This is a genomic window from Arthrobacter sp. B3I4, assembly GCF_030816855.1.
Classification (GTDB): domain Bacteria; phylum Actinomycetota; class Actinomycetes; order Actinomycetales; family Micrococcaceae; genus Arthrobacter.
This window is the reverse complement of the sequence record NZ_JAUSYK010000001.1, coordinates 1,838,187-1,853,277: the sequence shown is the minus strand read 5'-3', so window position 1 is coordinate 1,853,277 and position 15,091 is coordinate 1,838,187. Positions and strand designations below refer to the sequence as shown.

General features: G+C 67.1%; 12 protein-coding genes and 1 pseudogene. 3 read left to right on the top strand and 10 right to left on the bottom strand.

The genetic code is table 11. The features are described from left to right. Positions 1-56: 56 nt before the first annotated feature. Positions 57-1,415, bottom strand: a complete 1,359-nt coding sequence (locus tag QFZ61_RS08720; protein WP_307035179.1) for a chromosome partitioning protein — start codon at positions 1,413-1,415, stop codon at positions 57-59. Continuing rightward, the gene (locus tag QFZ61_RS08715; RefSeq protein ID WP_307035177.1) at positions 1,415-2,056 is read right to left on the bottom strand and encodes a hypothetical protein; all 642 of its coding nucleotides are present in this window, start codon (positions 2,054-2,056) and stop codon (positions 1,415-1,417) included. The genes QFZ61_RS08720 and QFZ61_RS08715 overlap by 1 nt, the downstream gene beginning before the upstream one ends. Positions 2,057-2,209: 153 nt before the next feature. Between QFZ61_RS08715 and QFZ61_RS08710 the strand changes: the two genes are divergently transcribed. Beyond that, positions 2,210-2,425 (top strand): helix-turn-helix domain-containing protein, encoded by a 216-nt coding sequence (locus QFZ61_RS08710; protein ID WP_307035175.1) that lies wholly within the window; start codon positions 2,210-2,212, stop codon positions 2,423-2,425. Positions 2,426-2,468: 43 nt separating this feature from the next. Here QFZ61_RS08710 and QFZ61_RS08705 read toward each other — a convergent pair whose 3' ends face one another. Then, positions 2,469-3,041 (bottom strand): hypothetical protein, encoded by a 573-nt coding sequence (locus tag QFZ61_RS08705; RefSeq protein WP_307035173.1) that lies wholly within the window; start codon positions 3,039-3,041, stop codon positions 2,469-2,471. Between the two features lie 159 nt (positions 3,042-3,200). Between QFZ61_RS08705 and QFZ61_RS08700 the strand changes: the two genes are divergently transcribed. Beyond that, on the top strand, positions 3,201-4,025 hold the full coding sequence (locus QFZ61_RS08700) for a LysM peptidoglycan-binding domain-containing protein (RefSeq protein ID WP_307035171.1): 825 nt from the start codon (positions 3,201-3,203) through the stop codon (positions 4,023-4,025). A gap of 44 nt (positions 4,026-4,069) precedes the next feature. Beyond that, complete coding sequence (locus tag QFZ61_RS08695) at positions 4,070-4,543, top strand: Rv3235 family protein (RefSeq protein ID WP_307035170.1); 474 nt, start codon at positions 4,070-4,072, stop codon at positions 4,541-4,543. A gap of 80 nt (positions 4,544-4,623) precedes the next feature. Here the strand turns inward: QFZ61_RS08695 and secA are convergent, their stop codons facing one another. The 7 genes and pseudogenes from secA to mtrA form a co-directional block, all read right to left on the bottom strand. Next, positions 4,624-7,362, bottom strand: coding sequence for a preprotein translocase subunit SecA (secA, locus tag QFZ61_RS08690; RefSeq protein ID WP_307035168.1), 2,739 nt, complete (start codon positions 7,360-7,362; stop codon positions 4,624-4,626). Between the two features lie 84 nt (positions 7,363-7,446). Beyond that, positions 7,447-8,724, bottom strand: coding sequence for a winged helix-turn-helix domain-containing protein (locus tag QFZ61_RS08685; RefSeq protein WP_307038079.1), 1,278 nt, complete (start codon positions 8,722-8,724; stop codon positions 7,447-7,449). Positions 8,725-8,752: 28 nt separating this feature from the next. Continuing rightward, complete coding sequence (gene hpf, locus QFZ61_RS08680) at positions 8,753-9,481, bottom strand: ribosome hibernation-promoting factor, HPF/YfiA family (RefSeq protein ID WP_307035166.1); 729 nt, start codon at positions 9,479-9,481, stop codon at positions 8,753-8,755. A gap of 162 nt (positions 9,482-9,643) precedes the next feature. Next, the gene (locus QFZ61_RS08675; protein WP_307035163.1) at positions 9,644-10,564 is read right to left on the bottom strand and encodes a ComF family protein; all 921 of its coding nucleotides are present in this window, start codon (positions 10,562-10,564) and stop codon (positions 9,644-9,646) included. Positions 10,565-10,671: 107 nt separating this feature from the next. Then, positions 10,672-12,391, bottom strand: a pseudogene (locus QFZ61_RS08670) (LpqB family beta-propeller domain-containing protein). After that, the gene (gene mtrB / locus QFZ61_RS08665) at positions 12,388-14,301 is read right to left on the bottom strand and encodes an MtrAB system histidine kinase MtrB (protein WP_373427142.1); all 1,914 of its coding nucleotides are present in this window, start codon (positions 14,299-14,301) and stop codon (positions 12,388-12,390) included. Before mtrB ends, QFZ61_RS08670 begins: the two are co-directional and overlap by 4 nt. Next, positions 14,273-14,947, bottom strand: coding sequence for an MtrAB system response regulator MtrA (mtrA, locus tag QFZ61_RS08660; RefSeq protein ID WP_307035161.1), 675 nt, complete (start codon positions 14,945-14,947; stop codon positions 14,273-14,275). The genes mtrB and mtrA overlap by 29 nt, the downstream gene beginning before the upstream one ends. Positions 14,948-15,091 lie beyond the last annotated feature (144 nt).

The following is a 15,091-nucleotide window of genomic DNA, read 5'->3' as shown; positions in this document are numbered from 1 at the left end:
CAAACGCCTCCATGAAGAAAGTTCTCGGCCGCACCGTTGCGGCCCTCATGGCGAGCCTATCCGGTCGTCCGTCGCTTTGCTGTGGAAGACAAGACAGAGGATTTCCGCTTTCGCTGGACAGGTGCACAAACCAAGGCGGCGATAGCCTTCCGGAGCGAGGAATCCGGCGCGCTTTCGAGCAGCAGGGATCCGGCCAGCAGGGCCGCGTCACAGGCGGCTGCGTCAGCCGGGATGAAAACCTCCAGCGGCGAGCCGGGGCCGAAGCGAGCCCAGGCGTCGCGGAGCTGGCGCTCCGGAGACCGCCCGACGGCGGACGCCCGCACCTTGTTCAGTACCACGCGCGGGGACGCCTGCGGGACGGCACCCTCCAGCTCGGCGAGTCCGCGCACCAGCCGTGGCACCCCAACAGGATCTGCGGTGCCTACGGCATAGACGGTGTCCGCCAGCTGGAGGCTGCGCAGGGTCGCTGCGTTCCGCCGTGGGGCCATCGAATCGAAGCTAAGCTCTTCGTCGGTTTCCAGACAAAAGCCGGTGTCCACCACCGTGAAGTCGGCGACCTCGCGCGCTCGCTCGTAAACCAGCGAAAGGGCGGCGGCCCGGAGTTCAGTCCAGCGGTCGGCCCGGGTGATGCCGGTGAGCACACGGAAGGAACCGGCGCGGGTGGCCACGGGCACCGCGACGCCGACCAGGGCCGCAGCGTCCAGGACGCCCTGATCCGCAAGCCGGCAGGCTTGGGCGAGACCCGCGGCCTCCTCCAGCAGCCCCAGCGCAGCTGCCACGCTGGCACCGTAACTGTCGGCGTCGACCAACAGGACCGACTTCCCTTGGGCCGCCAATTCACCTGCGATATTGGTGGCGAGGAGGGTCCGGCCCGGCGCCCCGGCCGGCCCCCAGACAGCGATGATCTGCCCCGCCGCCGGCTCCGCCGCACCCATGCGCTCATCACCGTTGGCACCACGTGCCTGCTCCGGAGTGGAAAAGCGCAGGCGCTCCTGTCCGCGGCCCAGTGGAGGGTACGGCCCAGGCCGGCCCGCGAAGGCGTCGGCGGCCGGAGCCCATACCGTTCCGGCCAGCCCTGCAACGGCGCCGGCGATGACGTCGGCGAGAGCGGCGGCCGCTACGCGGGAGGGGTGAGCGGTGACGCCTATGCCCTGAAGCCTGGCCGCCTCCGCCGGCTGGTCCGTCAGGGCCACGACGGCGACCCCCACGGCGGACAACCGGTCCACCAGCGAGGCGGTCAACTCGCCACTGCCCTCGGCGACGACGGCCGCGCGGGCAAGCCCGGTCTGGCAGGCAGCCAGCAGTTCGGCGAGTTCAGTGCAACGGCGCACCACTGACACCGGGCCGTGAAGCTGCTCCAGGGCGCCCACGAGGTCCTCCGTGGCGCTGCCGACCGTCACCACCGGAATACCCATCAGGTGTCTCCGCCCGGATTCCAGACGACCGATATCTTTGCCTTATTGGCCTGTGCTCCCAGCAGCTTGGGCATCTGCCCGTCCGGGACGAGGACCATCACGACGGTGGAGCGCTGCGCCCCCAGTGCGCTGCTCCCCGGCGTGAGCTGCGCAATCTCCGCTCCCCGCAGCAGCAGCGTGGGTTCGCTGAAACCGTTGCGGTTGTCGGGCAGAGCGACCCAGACGTCCACTCGTGATCCTGCAACAGCTTGTGGCGGCAGCGCTTCGTCGATGGTCACAGCGACGGGCTTGCGGTCCAGCTTGTCCACTGTGCCCAGGCTCTCCCGGGGCAGGAGCTGGTCCTTGCCGATGCGCTGGACCGCGACCAGGCCGTAGTCAGCACCGGATGCCGGGGTGAGGTAGTGCTGCTCCACGTCGCCGAGACGGACCTTGACCCGGTGCAGCTTGTCCGGTGTCAGCTGCTCTCCGACGGCGATCGGCTGACTTGCCGCGAACGCCTCCGTGGTCTGGTCAGCGGCGGCCACCAGTGACACGACGCCGGCCACCGAAGCGAGCACGAGCAGAATGCCGACGAGCAGCCGCGGGTCCCTCCACGAGGGTTTCTTCAACCGCGCGCCGCCGGGCGCCGTAGTCACCGTCATGCGTCCTGCTCCCCCTGTAGTCGCAATCCGCACCCCCGGGGCCGGACATCCCTATTGTTACCAATAGGTGGCCCGGCGGGAAGACGCCGGGGCCAACAACACCAAATTGTGGACAACGGCCTCAAACGACCCCACCGGTGGCAAAATGGTGCCATGCCACGATTCCTGACCCTCGCGGACGTTGCCGAGCAGCTCCAGATCAATTCGCCTGCCGCCTATGCCCTGGTCCGGAGCGGCCAGCTCAAGGCCATCCAGGTGGGCGGAAGGGGCCAGTGGCGGGTCGAGGAGACGATGCTGGAGCAGTACATTCAGGAGCGCTACGCCGAGGCAAGCCGGATGATCGAGGAATCCCGGTCCAAGGGCAGCTGAGGCCGCTGCCCTGCAGCCCGGTCCGCGTTCCTCCGGCGGACCGTCAGCCCGCGGCGCTTCGAACGGAGCGCAGCGCGGCGAGGGCGCCAAAAGGAATCGTTGCCACCTCGGTGACGTTCGAGCCCCGCCGTTCCTCACCCGGTGCGGTGACGGCGAGATCGAAGAAGTCGCGTCCCACCCGGTCAATGACACCGTGGAGGACGGCTTCTCCCCCGGCTGCCCGCCACACTGTCACGGTGAGGCTGGCACGGTCGCGGGCCAAGCCCCGCAAGGCGCTCGCCAGCCCGAGGCGCTGCCGGACTGCAGTTCCCGCGCCCACCGCCTGCCGGGACAGCCCGGCGTACCGCGTCGCCGCTGCATAGGGAATCAGTACCTGGTGGCGTGCCTCGTCGAGAACGAGCCACTGGCTTCCGGCGTGGCTGAGGCTGCCTTCGCACACCGTGCCTGAGCCGAGGTGGACCCGGACCAGAAGGCCTACCGAGCCGCGCACCCGGTCCGCCAGCTCGACGTCGACCGCGTCCGCGCGCGCCCGTTCATCCACTTCCAGCTCCAAGCCCCGCCGCTCCGCCTCGGCAAGCTGCGCCTCCAGGTCTGCAAACAGGGCGTCCCAACGCATGGCGACAGCGTAGGCGGCAGCACGTAAGGGGTCAATCCACTTTCATCCTGCTGCCTCTAGACAAGCACCCTCACTCCGGAGCAAACTGCAATAAAGGCACCAAAACGTGTCAAACAGCATCAAACTGCATCAAATGGATATGGCCAAAGGAGGCACCAGGTGGTCACCGCAACATCCGCCGGCAGGGCGCAGGGACGGCGCGCGGACGCAGCCATGGCGGCGCTCATCCTGCTGCTGGGAGCATTCCTGGCGTGGTCCGGGGCGCAACTCGCACAGCGCCTGCAAACCTCCACGGCCCGGCGGCAGTCCCTCTCTTTTGAGGACCACATCGGACTGGTGGCCAACACCACTGGCTTGATTGTCGTCGTCTGGTGGGTGCTGTCCTTTCTGATCGCCGTCGCGGCTGCACTGCTGGAACGCTGCGGGAGCCACCGGGCCGCTGTCGCTGCGGGGAAGTTCAGCCCGGCGTTCATGCGCCGGCTGGCACTGGCCGCCGTCGGACTGCAGCTCGCCACGGCGCCCCTGGCGCAGGCGTCAACGCGGGCCGGGGATCCGGCGGGCCAGGGCACCGCTGCGTCAGCGGTGGTTGCGGCCTGGGTGCCCAGCGGCGGCGCGCTGGCCGCACAAGCTGTTGCCCTGCCGCGGGCGGCAACTCCGGCCCCGGATCCGCCGGCGCCCTTGCCGCTCCCGCGGAGCCTTGGGGTGGATCCGCACTGGACACCGTCACCGACGCCAATGGACCCCCGCGTCCTGGCGGCAGCCCCGCATCGGGACCAGGCCCGGGCGGCCAGGACGGCTGAAGTAACCGTCCAAACGGGTGATTCGCTGTGGAGCATCTGCGCGGAGGCGTTGGGTCCCCTCGCCTCCGACGTGGACGTTGCGCTGGCGTGGCCGCGGCTTTACCAGGCCAACCGCGGCGTCATTGGCCCGGATCCCGGCCTGTTGCTCCCCGGACAGGTCCTGATCATTCCCGTCGGCTTCTGAGGCAACTCACACCGCAACTCCTCCAACGACAGCAAAGGAACCCCATGAGCCCCTTCACCGGTATCCGCGCAGGCATCGCAGTCCCGGTCCCGCCGGCCCCGCCTGATCCCCATTCCACTCCCGCAACGTCAGCGCCCTGCGCCGACCCGCCGGTTTTGCGGCTCGTGGACCAGGAGAAGGAAGTCTGTGCCATCTGCCGCTCCACTGTCCAGGCGGCTATCGAGGTGCTGGCCGGGACCCGGCCGGCCCAACAGCTTGCGCGCCGGCTGGATGAACGCTGCCTGGCCGCACTCCAGCACCGGGCCGCACTGACCCGGCGCGTGGCGTCGGGCTCTTCGCCCACCGCGGGCCGGTTGCACCGCAATCCGTGCGTCCGATCGGTCCGCGCCTGCCGGGTAGCCGACGACGTCTACGAGGCCAGCGCCGTTGTCTCCGACGAATTGCGGGTCCGGGCAGTGGCACTGCGGCTCGAGCGGTGCCGGATGACATGGCGGGTCACCGTGCTTGAGATCGGCTAGACGTCCGCGCAAACCCAGAAAGGAGGGCTGCCTTAAACACACAGGGCCGGAACTTTCGTTCCGGCCCTGTGTCACTAACCTTAGCGGCGCTTCTTTTTGCTGGCCCGGCGGGGCGACTCCTGCGCCGCTGCCTTCGCCGGGTTGCCGGAGCGTCCCGAGGTTTTCGCCTCGATCCGGGTCTGGGCTGCGCCGTCCTCGCCCGGCGCCGTGTACTGCAGCTGGGCCGGCTTCTCCGGAGCCTCCAGTCCTGCGGCGTGGACCTGCGGCTCCTGGTGCTCGGTGTGCTGGCCCGCACCGTCGGCCACCACGACGTCCTGCGCCGGGGTCACTTCCACGTCCAGGTTGAACAGGAAGCCCACGCTCTCTTCACGGATGGCCTCCATCATGGCCTGGAACATGATGAAGCCTTCGCGCTGGTACTCGACCAAGGGATCGCGCTGGGCCATCGCCCGCAGGCCAATGCCTTCCTTGAGGTAGTCCATCTCATAGAGGTGTTCCTGCCACTTGCGGCCGATCACCGACAGGACCACGCGGCGCTCGAGTTCGCGCATGCTTTCGGACCCGATCACTTCCTCGCGGGCCTGGTACATCAAACGGGCGTCGGAAAGGATCTCTTCTTTCAGGAACTCTGCGGTGATCCTCGACTTCCCGCCGGCTTCATCGATCACGTCGCGCGGTGAGAAGCTGACCGGGTAGAGGGTCTTCAGGTTGGTCCAGAGGAGGTTGAAGTCCCAGTCGTCGCCGGTCCCCTCCGCGGTCGCCTCGTCGATGAACGCGGTGATGGTGTCCTCGAGGAAGTACTGGACCTTTTCATGCAGGTCGTCACCCTCCAGGATGCGCCGGCGGTCACCGTAGATGGCTTCGCGCTGACGGTTCAGGACGTCGTCGTATTTCAGGACGTTCTTCCGCTGTTCGGCGTTGCGGCCCTCAACCTGGCCCTGGGCCGAGGCGATGGCGCGCGACACGAGCTTGGATTCAAGCGCAACGTCGTCCGGAACCGAGCTGTTCATCAGCCGCTCGGCTGCCCCGGAGTTGAACAGGCGCATCAGGTCATCGGTCAGCGACAGGTAGAAGCGGGACTCGCCCGGGTCGCCCTGGCGCCCGGACCGTCCGCGGAGCTGGTTGTCGATCCGGCGGGACTCGTGCCGCTCGGTGCCGAGCACATAGAGACCGCCCAGGTTGAGCACTTCCTCATGCTCGTCCTTGACGGACTGCTTGGCCGCTTCAAAGGCTGATGGCCAGGCAGACTCGTATTCCTCGGAGTTCTCCTCCGGGTCCAGTCCGCGCTGGGCCAGCTCGGCGACGGCAGTGAACTCGGCATTGCCGCCCAGCATGATGTCGGTGCCGCGGCCGGCCATGTTGGTCGCGACGGTGACGGCTCCCTTGCGGCCGGCCTGCGCCACGATGGATGCTTCCCGGGCGTGGTTCTTGGCGTTCAGAACCTCGTGCCGGATACCTTCCTTGGCCAGCAGCCGGGACAGGTATTCGCTCTTTTCGACGCTGGTGGTGCCGACCAGAACCGGCTGGCCCTTTTCGTGACGCTCGGCAATGTCCTTGACCACGGCGTCGAACTTGACAGTCTCGTTCTTGTAAACGAGGTCCGCCTGGTCCACGCGCTGCATGTCCCGGTTGGTGGGAATGGCAACGACGCCGAGCTTGTAGGTGCTCATAAACTCGGCGGCCTCGGTTTCGGCGGTGCCGGTCATGCCTGAGAGCTTGTCGTACATGCGGAAGTAATTCTGCAGCGTAACCGTGGCGAGGGTCTGGTTCTCCGCCTTGATCTCGACGCCTTCTTTGGCTTCGATCGCCTGGTGCATGCCCTCGTTGTAGCGCCGGCCGGCGAGGATGCGGCCGGTGTGCTCGTCCACGATCAGCACCTCGCCGTCGAGGATGACGTAGTCCTTGTCCCGCTTGAACAGTTCCTTCGCCTTGATGGCGTTGTTCAGGAACCCGATCAGCGGGGTGTTGGCGGACTCGTAAAGGTTGTGGATCCCGAGGTAGTCCTCGACCTTCTCGATGCCGGCCTCGAGGACACCAACCGTGCGCTTTTTTTCGTCGACTTCGTAGTCGGTTTCCGCCTGGAGCCGCAGCACGACCTTGGCGAATTCGCTGTACCAGCGGTTGGTGTCGCCCTGCGCCGGTCCGGAAATGATCAGCGGGGTCCGGGCCTCGTCGATGAGGATCGAGTCGACTTCGTCGACGATGGCAAAGTTGTGGCCGCGCTGGACGAGCTCGCTCTTATCCCATGCCATGTTGTCGCGGAGATAGTCGAAGCCGAATTCGTTGTTGGTGCCGTAGGTGATGTCGGAGGCGTACTGTTCCCGGCGGACGGCGGGGTCCTGGTTGGACAGGATGCAGCCGCTGGTCAGGCCAAGGAAGCGGTAGACGCGCCCCATCAGGTCCGACTGGTATTCGGCGAGGTAGTCGTTCACGGTGATGACGTGCACGCCCTTGCCGGTGAGGGCGTTAAGGTAGGCCGGGGCGGTTGCCACGAGGGTCTTGCCTTCACCGGTCTTCATTTCGGCGATGTTGCCCAGATGCAGCGCGGCACCGCCCATCAGCTGGACGTCGAAGTGGCGCATCCCGAGGGTCCGCGATGACGCCTCGCGGACGGCGGCGAAAGCCTCGGGCAGCAGGTCGTCGAGCTTCTCGCCGTCGCTGTGGCGGGCCCGGAGCCGGTCGGTCTCTTCGCGTAGTTCGGCGTCAGTGAAGGTCTGGAAGGAGCTTTCCAGGGCGTTGATGGAATCGGCATAGTTCCGCAGTTGCCGCAGGGTCTTTTTGTCACCCGTGCGGAGAAGTTTTTCAATAAGTGATGCCACGTGAAATTGCTCCCAGTCTCCAGCTGCCGAATTCCGGCGTGTTTAGTCTACGGGAGAGACGCAGGGCGGGACGCGCCTGTTCCCTCAGAGCGGATGCAGGCCGTCCACTGCCTGCGCAAGCGCCGCCGCCAGGGCCCCGACGGGGGCGACAGCGATCCGGTCAAGCTCCAACCACTCTGCCATGAGCTGCAGTTCCTCGGCGAGTTCGACGGCGGTATCCGCCGGCGCGCCGGGCTCTGCGTGGCTGCTCCGAACCAGCAGGCTGCCCGCTGCCCGGTCCGCTTTCAGATCCACCCGGGCAACGATCCCGTCGCGCAGCAGGAAGGGCAGCACGTAGTAGCCGTAGCGGCGCTTGGCTTCCGGAGTGTAGATCTCCAGCCGGTAATGGAAGCCGAACAGTTCCTCCAGCCGGCGGCGCTCGAACACCAGTGAATCGAAGGGGCTCAGCAGCGCCCGGCCGCTGGCAGTCCGCGGCAGCCTCGCCTCGACGTGCCGGTACAGCGGCCGGTTCCAGCCGGCAACGGTCACCGGTTCCAGCCGACCGGTGCCGACGAGCTGCTCCACGGCAGCGGCGGCGGCGCGCAGCGGACTCCGGAAGTAGTCGGCGAAACACCGCACCGTGCCGATGCCGTGGGCCAGCGCAGCGGCGTCGATCAGCCGGACCATGGCGGCTGCGGCGTCAGGCTCCGCCGCGCCGGCGCCGGCTGGAAGACCGGCGCCCCCTGCAAGACCGGCGCCGGTTGCAAGACCAGGCGCAGCGGTCGGCGGAAGGACCCTCGCGGTCAGCGTGTAGCGGCGTTCAAAGGAATCGGTCCGGGAGGCGGCGGAGACCAGCCCCTCTTCGAACAGGTGCTCAAGGACGCGCTTGACGGCGTTCCAGTTCCATCCCCAGTTGTCCCTGGCCCGTTCCTCAACGTGGCCCAGACGGACAGTGAGTTCGCCTGCCGTTAAGGGCGGTCCGTCGGCGAGCGCCTGCAGCACGCGCTGAGCCACCTCGGACCGGAACTGCGGATCCATGGCGTGCGCGCCGACCCAGCTGCGGTTCTGCCAGATCACGAGGTCACGGAAATGCTCGGGACGGATGAAGCTGGCCTCATGCGCCCAGTACTCCATCATCCGGCGCGGACGGGTGCCCGCCATCCGGTGCAGGATGGAACGGTCGTAGTTACCGAGCCTGGAGAAGAACGGCAGGTAGTGGCTGCGCGCAAGCACGTTCACGGAATCGATCTGGACTAGCTGGAGGCGGGCAAAGGTCCGGCCCACCGCCCGTGCGCTCACGGGTGCGGCGGGCCGGACCTTATCCAATCCTTGGGCTGCCAGTGCAATCCGCCGCGCCTGCTTGAGGCTCAGCGATGCGGGCACATTCTTCCCTTCGTCGAAAAACCGCCGCTCAGGCGCTGGCGGGCTCATCCTCAGAACGATAGGCGATGATCTTCTCTTCCAGCGGAGCCTCGCCGGGCTCGCCCGGCTCGCAGGTCTGGTCCAGGCTGATCACCCCGTAGGTCCAGCCTTCGCGGCGGTAGACGACCGACGGTGCCTTGGTGTCCTTGTCCACGAACAAGTAGAAGTCGTGTCCGACGAGTTCCATGTTGTCGACGGCGTCGTCGAGGGAGAGGGACGCAGCAGGAAAGACCTTCCGGCGGATCAACACGGGCGAGTCGCCAGCGGGGATGTCGTTCGCCACCTCGTAGGGTGACTGTTCAGCCGGCCGATCCTCGGACCAGTGGGCCGCTTCCTCATAAATGGGCTCACTGGTGCTGGCCGGTTCCAAGGTGGCGGTAGCCTCGGTCACGGACTTGGGCGTGTGCCGGCCGTGGTGGACCTTCTTGCGGTCCTTGGCCCGGCGCAATCGTTCAAGAAGCTTGTTGTAGGCCAGATCGAAGGCGGCGAACTTGTCCGCCGCGCTGGCTTCGGCACGGATCACGGGGCCGCGGCCCAGAACGGTCAGCTCGACAGTGAGCAGCTCTGCGATCTGCCGGACTTTGGTCTCTTTGGTGACCTTCGCGTCCACCCTCTGGACCTTGTCCCCCAATGATGCAATCTTCGAGATCTTTTCCTCGGCGTATTCGCGGAACCGGTCCGAGACCGTCAAATTGCGACCGCTGATCATGAACTCCATGGTGCCCTCCAAATGACTTCGGTGACACGACGGCGGCACTTCCAGGGGCCGTTCTGACGGACAGTCGAGCCCCTGTCCGAGCCGCTATCGACAGGTACATCTCTTCTTGGTACCCATGTTCGACGTTAGTTCATGGACTCCTGTTATTCATCCTTTTTTGGTTTATTTGTTTTCCGTTACCCGTTGCTTCCGCACGGGTGCGGGGTTTGTCCCGGCACAGTCACCGCGCACAGGCGGGCGTGTCGCCGCGAGGACCACCGCTCCGCGGACCACGGCTCCCGCGGCGCCCAGGGCCCTGGCCGCCTCGGCGAGGGTGGCCCCCGTGGTGAGCACGTCGTCTACGACGATGCAGGCCCTTCCTTTCAGCTCCGGCGGACGGATTCCGCCCTTCACCCGCATGGAGCCGCGTACCCGCCGTGCCCGCGCCGCACGGCCCAGTCCTTTCTGTCCAGGCCCCTTCAGGTCCAGTCCCCTTCGCCGGGAGGCCCGGGCGGCCCGAAGTACATCGGCGACCGCTGCGCTCTGCAGCCCGGGGCTGCGCCGCGCGTGGGCCAGCAGGAGATGGACGGGGCCGAAGCCCCTGCGTCGGAAGGCCGCCCCGCTGGTGGGGACGGGGACCAGCAGGACCCCCTGTACCGGGGCCGCGGAGGCGGCGATGGCCGCGGCGAGTGGCTTGGCCAGTGCCACCGCCAGCTGGCGCTGACCGTGTCGCTTGAAGGAGAGCAGGCTCTGCGCCAGCTCGTCACGGTAGACCCCGGCCGCCACAACCGGCAGCAGCACGGAGCCCTCCATGTCGACCAGCGCCGGAGCCCTCGCCTCGGCCCGGAACGCCCGGCGCGTGAGCTGGCGGAGCCGGTTGGCGCAGGGAGCACAAAGGACCCGGTCCTCGGCGCCGCAACAGACGCACTCGACTGGGAACGCGAGTGCCAGCAGCTCCCGGGCGGCTGCGTCCGCGCGCTCAGCGAACCGCGCCGTCCAGCCGGAATAACGGCCGCGGTGTTTCGCGGCAGGCGGCGCCGGATCAAGGTCCGGGTCAAGGACGGAGGCAGGGGTGGGGTCGCGGTCAACCCGGTGCTTCTTCACCCCCTAAGCTTCGTTGCCCCGTTCCCCCGGTCCCGGCCTTGCGGCTGCTATGTGGACAACCGGCGGCAACCCGGCTATGTGGACAACCGGCGGCAAAGCGCCCGGTGTCAGCCCGGGTACGACGGGTCGACGGCGCCCTTGAGCTGCAATGACCAGCCGTTGCCCAGCCGCTGGAAGATGCCCTCCGCGGACTGGCCGAAGATCTCGGCCGGACCGTTGCCGGCGCTCAGCGCAGTCAGCCCCGACCAAGGCGCCAGCTGTTGTGGTTCCGCCGCGGTCAGGGAGAGCAGCTCGGGAGTGACGTTGTCACTCGCGGAGCCTTTCATCACGGCGACTGTCGTGTCGTTTACCCAGACGCCCTGGTCCGGGTCGCGGACCGTCAGCAGAATCATCGGCGGCGTGAGATCCCGGGGGGTTCCGTCGCTGGTGCGGACGATGCCGGTGAGTTGCACCCGGGTCTTGCCGTTCAGTTCGGAGATCACCAGCGCCCGGGTCCCTTCACGTGAGATCCGGAACTCCTTGACTTTCCGGCCGGCAAGCCAGGACGGGGTCAGCGTCACGCCGGGCACGTTGGCGCCCTCCGCTATCCCCGACGGCCGGTAGGCCAGGACCTCGGTGGAACCGTTCCCGCCCGGACCGGCCGCCCACACCCAGTCGTACCGGTCGAAGGACGGCCGCGAGACGCTCGCCCGGGTGGTCAGGGCACGCGCGGGCTGACCGGGGACGATCGAATACAGCGTGTTGCGGTCCGAGTTGAGGAAGGCTACGGCCTGGGACGCCGGCGACTCGGCCGGAAGGCGCGGGGACAATGTGCTGACGGGCTTGATGTCCGGCAGCGGGCCGAGCTTGTTGTTCTCATAGCGGACCAGATCGTTGTTGCTGACGGCGATCTGGTGGGCTGGGACCTCTTTATCGCGCACTGGCGGCAGCACGGAGCCGTTGTCTTCCACCCGTACCAGGTCCTGGTTTGCCCGCAGCTCCACGTTGATAACGTCCGGCTGGCTGCGGAAGGTCAGCGCCAGCTGGGTCTGCATGCGCAGCCGGTCCTCGTTGGATGCTTCCACCAGGTCCTTGGCCGAGAGGTCCACCTGCGCGGCGCCGGAGACCACCGGAACCGATTCGCGTGCCAGCTTCATCCCGGCGGGGAAAGCACTGACCACGGCGCCTTTCAGGTAGGGGGCCGGCCCGCCCAGCAGCGCGCTGGTCATGGCTTTGACGGTCTTCTTCTCTGATGAACCAGCGCACGTCCGGGACGGCGTAGGTGAAGGTGGGGTCGTAGAAGTAGATGGGGTACGCGCCGTAGATGACTTTGAACGTCTCCTCGGGGATGGCGGTTCCGTCGGGGATATCCGCTATCCGCCACTCCCCCTCCACCTTGGTCAGCGTGGCGGGAATGCTCTCCTTGGTGCCTTCAGGCAACCGAGTGGCGATGCCGTCGGCGTCGACCGTATAGGCGAGGTCCAGTTCGTAGTTGAAGACATTTTCGACGGCGGTTGCCACGACGCGGGCGGAACGGAAGACCAGCACCCGCTGGTCCGGCTTCCACTTCACCGAGGAAGCCTGGGTCAGGTACTGCCTTGCCACCGCGTAGTCGTCCTCATAACCGCTGCCCGCCAAGTAGAAGTCTTCGATGACCGATTCAGGGCCGGCCCCGGCCCGGGGGGCCACAGGGAAGAAGACCGGGGCGTTGTTCGGTTTGCCGGCGCTCTCGTCGGTGCTCTTGCCCACCGGCCCGGACCGCGGTATCTGGGCACAGGAGGTGAGCAGCAAAAGGACCACCGCCAGCACGGCCGCGGCGGCGCTGGTGAGCTTTTTGGTGCCGCTCATGGTTGTTCCTTCGTTTCGTGCGGGCCCTCGGCCGGCGTGCCGGGAACCGGAGCAGCCTGGTCAAGCAGCAGCATCATCTGTCGGCCTTCCCCGCCGCCGTCCAGGTTAACGTCCGCGGGCTCCAGCTGCAGCGGGGATTTTGTAATTACCTCGCCCTGGCGCAACGGCAGCGTAAGGCGGAAATTGGCGCCGGACCCTCGCTTGCCCCAAGCCTGCAGCCAGCCGTTGTGGAGCTTGGCGTCCTCGGTGGCGATGGAGAGTCCCAGGCCGCTGCCGCCCGTCGTGCGTGCCCGGGCAGGGTCGGCACGCCAGAACCGGTCGAAGACCCGGGCCGCTTCCGCTGAGGTCATGCCGATGCCATGGTCCCGGACAGCCACCGCCGCAGCGGTGCCATTGGCGGCCACGGAGATGTTCACCGGGCGGCCTTCGCCGTGCTCGAGTGCGTTCAGCACCAGGTTGCGGAGAATCCGGTCGATCCGCCGGTCATCCATCTCGACCACGACGCTGCCCTGCGGAGCATTCAGCGTTACCTCCGAGCCGTATTCGGCGGCAACGGGTGCCACGCCCTCCATCACGTGCGTGATGAGCTGGATGATGTCCGTCGGTTCAGCATCGAGTACTGCGACGCCGGCGTCAAAGCGCGAAATTTCCAGCAGGTCGGCCAGCAGGGACTGGAAGCGCTCCACCTGGTGGTACAGCAGCTCAGCAGAGCGCTTGTTGATCGGATCGAAGTCCTCCCGCGCGTCGTACAGCACCTCCGCGGCCATCCGCACCGTGGTGAGCGGGGTGCGCAGCTCATGCGAAACATCGGAGACAAAGCGTTGCTGCATCTGGGACAGGGTGGCCAGCTGGGTGATCTGTTCCTGCAGGCTGGCGGCCATGTGGTTGAACGACGCCCCCAGCCGGGCGACTTCGTCTTCGCCCTTGACCACCATGCGTTCCTGAAGCTGGCCTGCTGCCAGCTTTTCGGACACGACGGCGGCGTGGCTGACCGGACTGACAACGTTGCGGGTCACGTACCAGGCGACGGCCCCGATCAGCAGCGCCAGCACCGCGGCGCCGGCCAGCAGCACGTTCTGGATTTCGTCGAGCGTCTTTTGCGCGGTGTTCAGGTCGTAGATCAGGTACAGCTCGTACACGGTGCCGTTGAAAGTCACCTTGTTGCCGACGGCGATGCCGGGACGGTCCTCGGTGCCGACCGGGAACTCCGTGGAGGCCCAGAACTGGTCCTTGCCCGATTCCTGGACGGCTTTACGCAGGTCCGGCGGGATGACGCTGATGGTGAGCTGGTCCGAGGCCCGGGATTCGACCCAGCGGTTGCGCGGCTTGGTCTGCTCGGGCATCGCCTCAAAAACGTAGCGGCGCTGAATCACCGAACCGCGGCCCTCGACGGCGTTCAGCGTGTCGTAGACCAGGGTTATGACGCTGGACTGGTCGGTGACCTGGGCGCCGTCGAACGTGTCCTGGACCTGCTTGACGTTGTAGCGAGTCTCCGACTCCGCCTGCGCCAGCCGCTCTTGGAAGAGGTTGTTGGCAATCTGGTTGGAAAGGTACGCGCCCACCACGACGAAGGAGCCAATCGCCAGCATCAGGGTGGTCAACACCGTCCGAAACTGCAGCGACCGCCGCCAGCGCCGGTGCAGGGCGCGCAGCAGGTACCGGATCGTCGGCAGCACGCGGGCCGCTCCGATGCGGACCAACCGCAGTACCCGGGCGGTGACAATCCGGCCACGGCGGACCCAGATTCCGGCGCGGAACACTGCGCTCTGCCCCCGGGGCGGGCCGGCCGGGCTCTCCGGGCTTTCCGGGGCAGGGCTCTGGGGGCCCGGACTCGCCGGCGCGGCGGGCTGCGCGGCGGCTGCGGGGTGGCCGTCCGCCGGTTCAGGAACCTGCTTTGTAGCCGACACCACGGACCGTCAATACAACTTCGGGGGCTTCGGGATCGCGTTCGATCTTCGAGCGCAGCCGCTGGACGTGGACGTTGACCAGCCGGGTGTCCGCCGCGTGGCGGTAGCCCCAGACCTGCTCCAGCAGCAACTCCCGGGTAAAGACCTGCCAGGGCTTGCGGGCCAGCGCAACGAGCAGATCGAATTCGAGCGGCGTCAGCGAAATGCGTTCGCTGTCGCGGCTGACCACGTGGCCGGCGACGTCGATCGTAACGTCGGCGATACGCAGCGTTTCGGGGGCCTTCTGGTCTCCGGGACGCAACCGCGCCCGGACCCGCGCCACCAGCTCGGCAGGCTTGAACGGCTTTGGGACGTAATCATCGGCGCCCGACTCAAGGCCGCGGACGACATCAGAGGTGTCGGACTTCGCCGTCAACATGACGATGGGGACGTCCGATTCGGCTCGGATCTGCCGGCACACCTCAATGCCGTCGATGCCCGGAAGCATCAAGTCCAGCAGCACCAGGTCCGGCTTGGAGGAGCGGAATACGTCCAGCGCCTGACCGCCGTCCGCGCAAAAGACGGGGTCAAAGCCGTCGTTGCGCAGCACAATCCCGATCATCTCGGCCAGCGCCTCATCATCGTCCACTACCAAAATCCGTGCCTTCATAGGTTATATATTCCCCTATTGCCATGGCTTTGTCGTATTCGGCCGACCCCCGGCATGGCGCGGGTGGAGCGGCGCCGCAACTATAGGCTGGGGGCAGGCCCGGCCCCGAGCCTGCCCCGCTGCGAACCTGCGTTGACAGGCCAC

Bases quoted from the DNA above. Each gene is read 5' to 3' on its own strand.
- QFZ61_RS08715 (WP_307035177.1), bottom strand. From the start codon at position 2,056: ATGACGGTGACTACGGCGCCCGGCGGCGCGCGGTTGAAGAAACCCTCG.
- QFZ61_RS08710 (WP_307035175.1), top strand. From the start codon at position 2,210: ATGCCACGATTCCTGACCCTCGCGGACGTTGCCGAGCAGCTCCAGATC.
- hpf (WP_307035166.1), bottom strand. From the start codon at position 9,481: ATGGAGTTCATGATCAGCGGTCGCAATTTGACGGTCTCGGACCGGTTC.
- QFZ61_RS08695 (WP_307035170.1), top strand. From the start codon at position 4,070: ATGAGCCCCTTCACCGGTATCCGCGCAGGCATCGCAGTCCCGGTCCCG.
- mtrA (WP_307035161.1), bottom strand. From the start codon at position 14,947: ATGAAGGCACGGATTTTGGTAGTGGACGATGATGAGGCGCTGGCCGAG.
- QFZ61_RS08720 (WP_307035179.1), bottom strand. From the start codon at position 1,415: ATGGGTATTCCGGTGGTGACGGTCGGCAGCGCCACGGAGGACCTCGTG.
- QFZ61_RS08705 (WP_307035173.1), bottom strand. From the start codon at position 3,041: ATGCGTTGGGACGCCCTGTTTGCAGACCTGGAGGCGCAGCTTGCCGAG.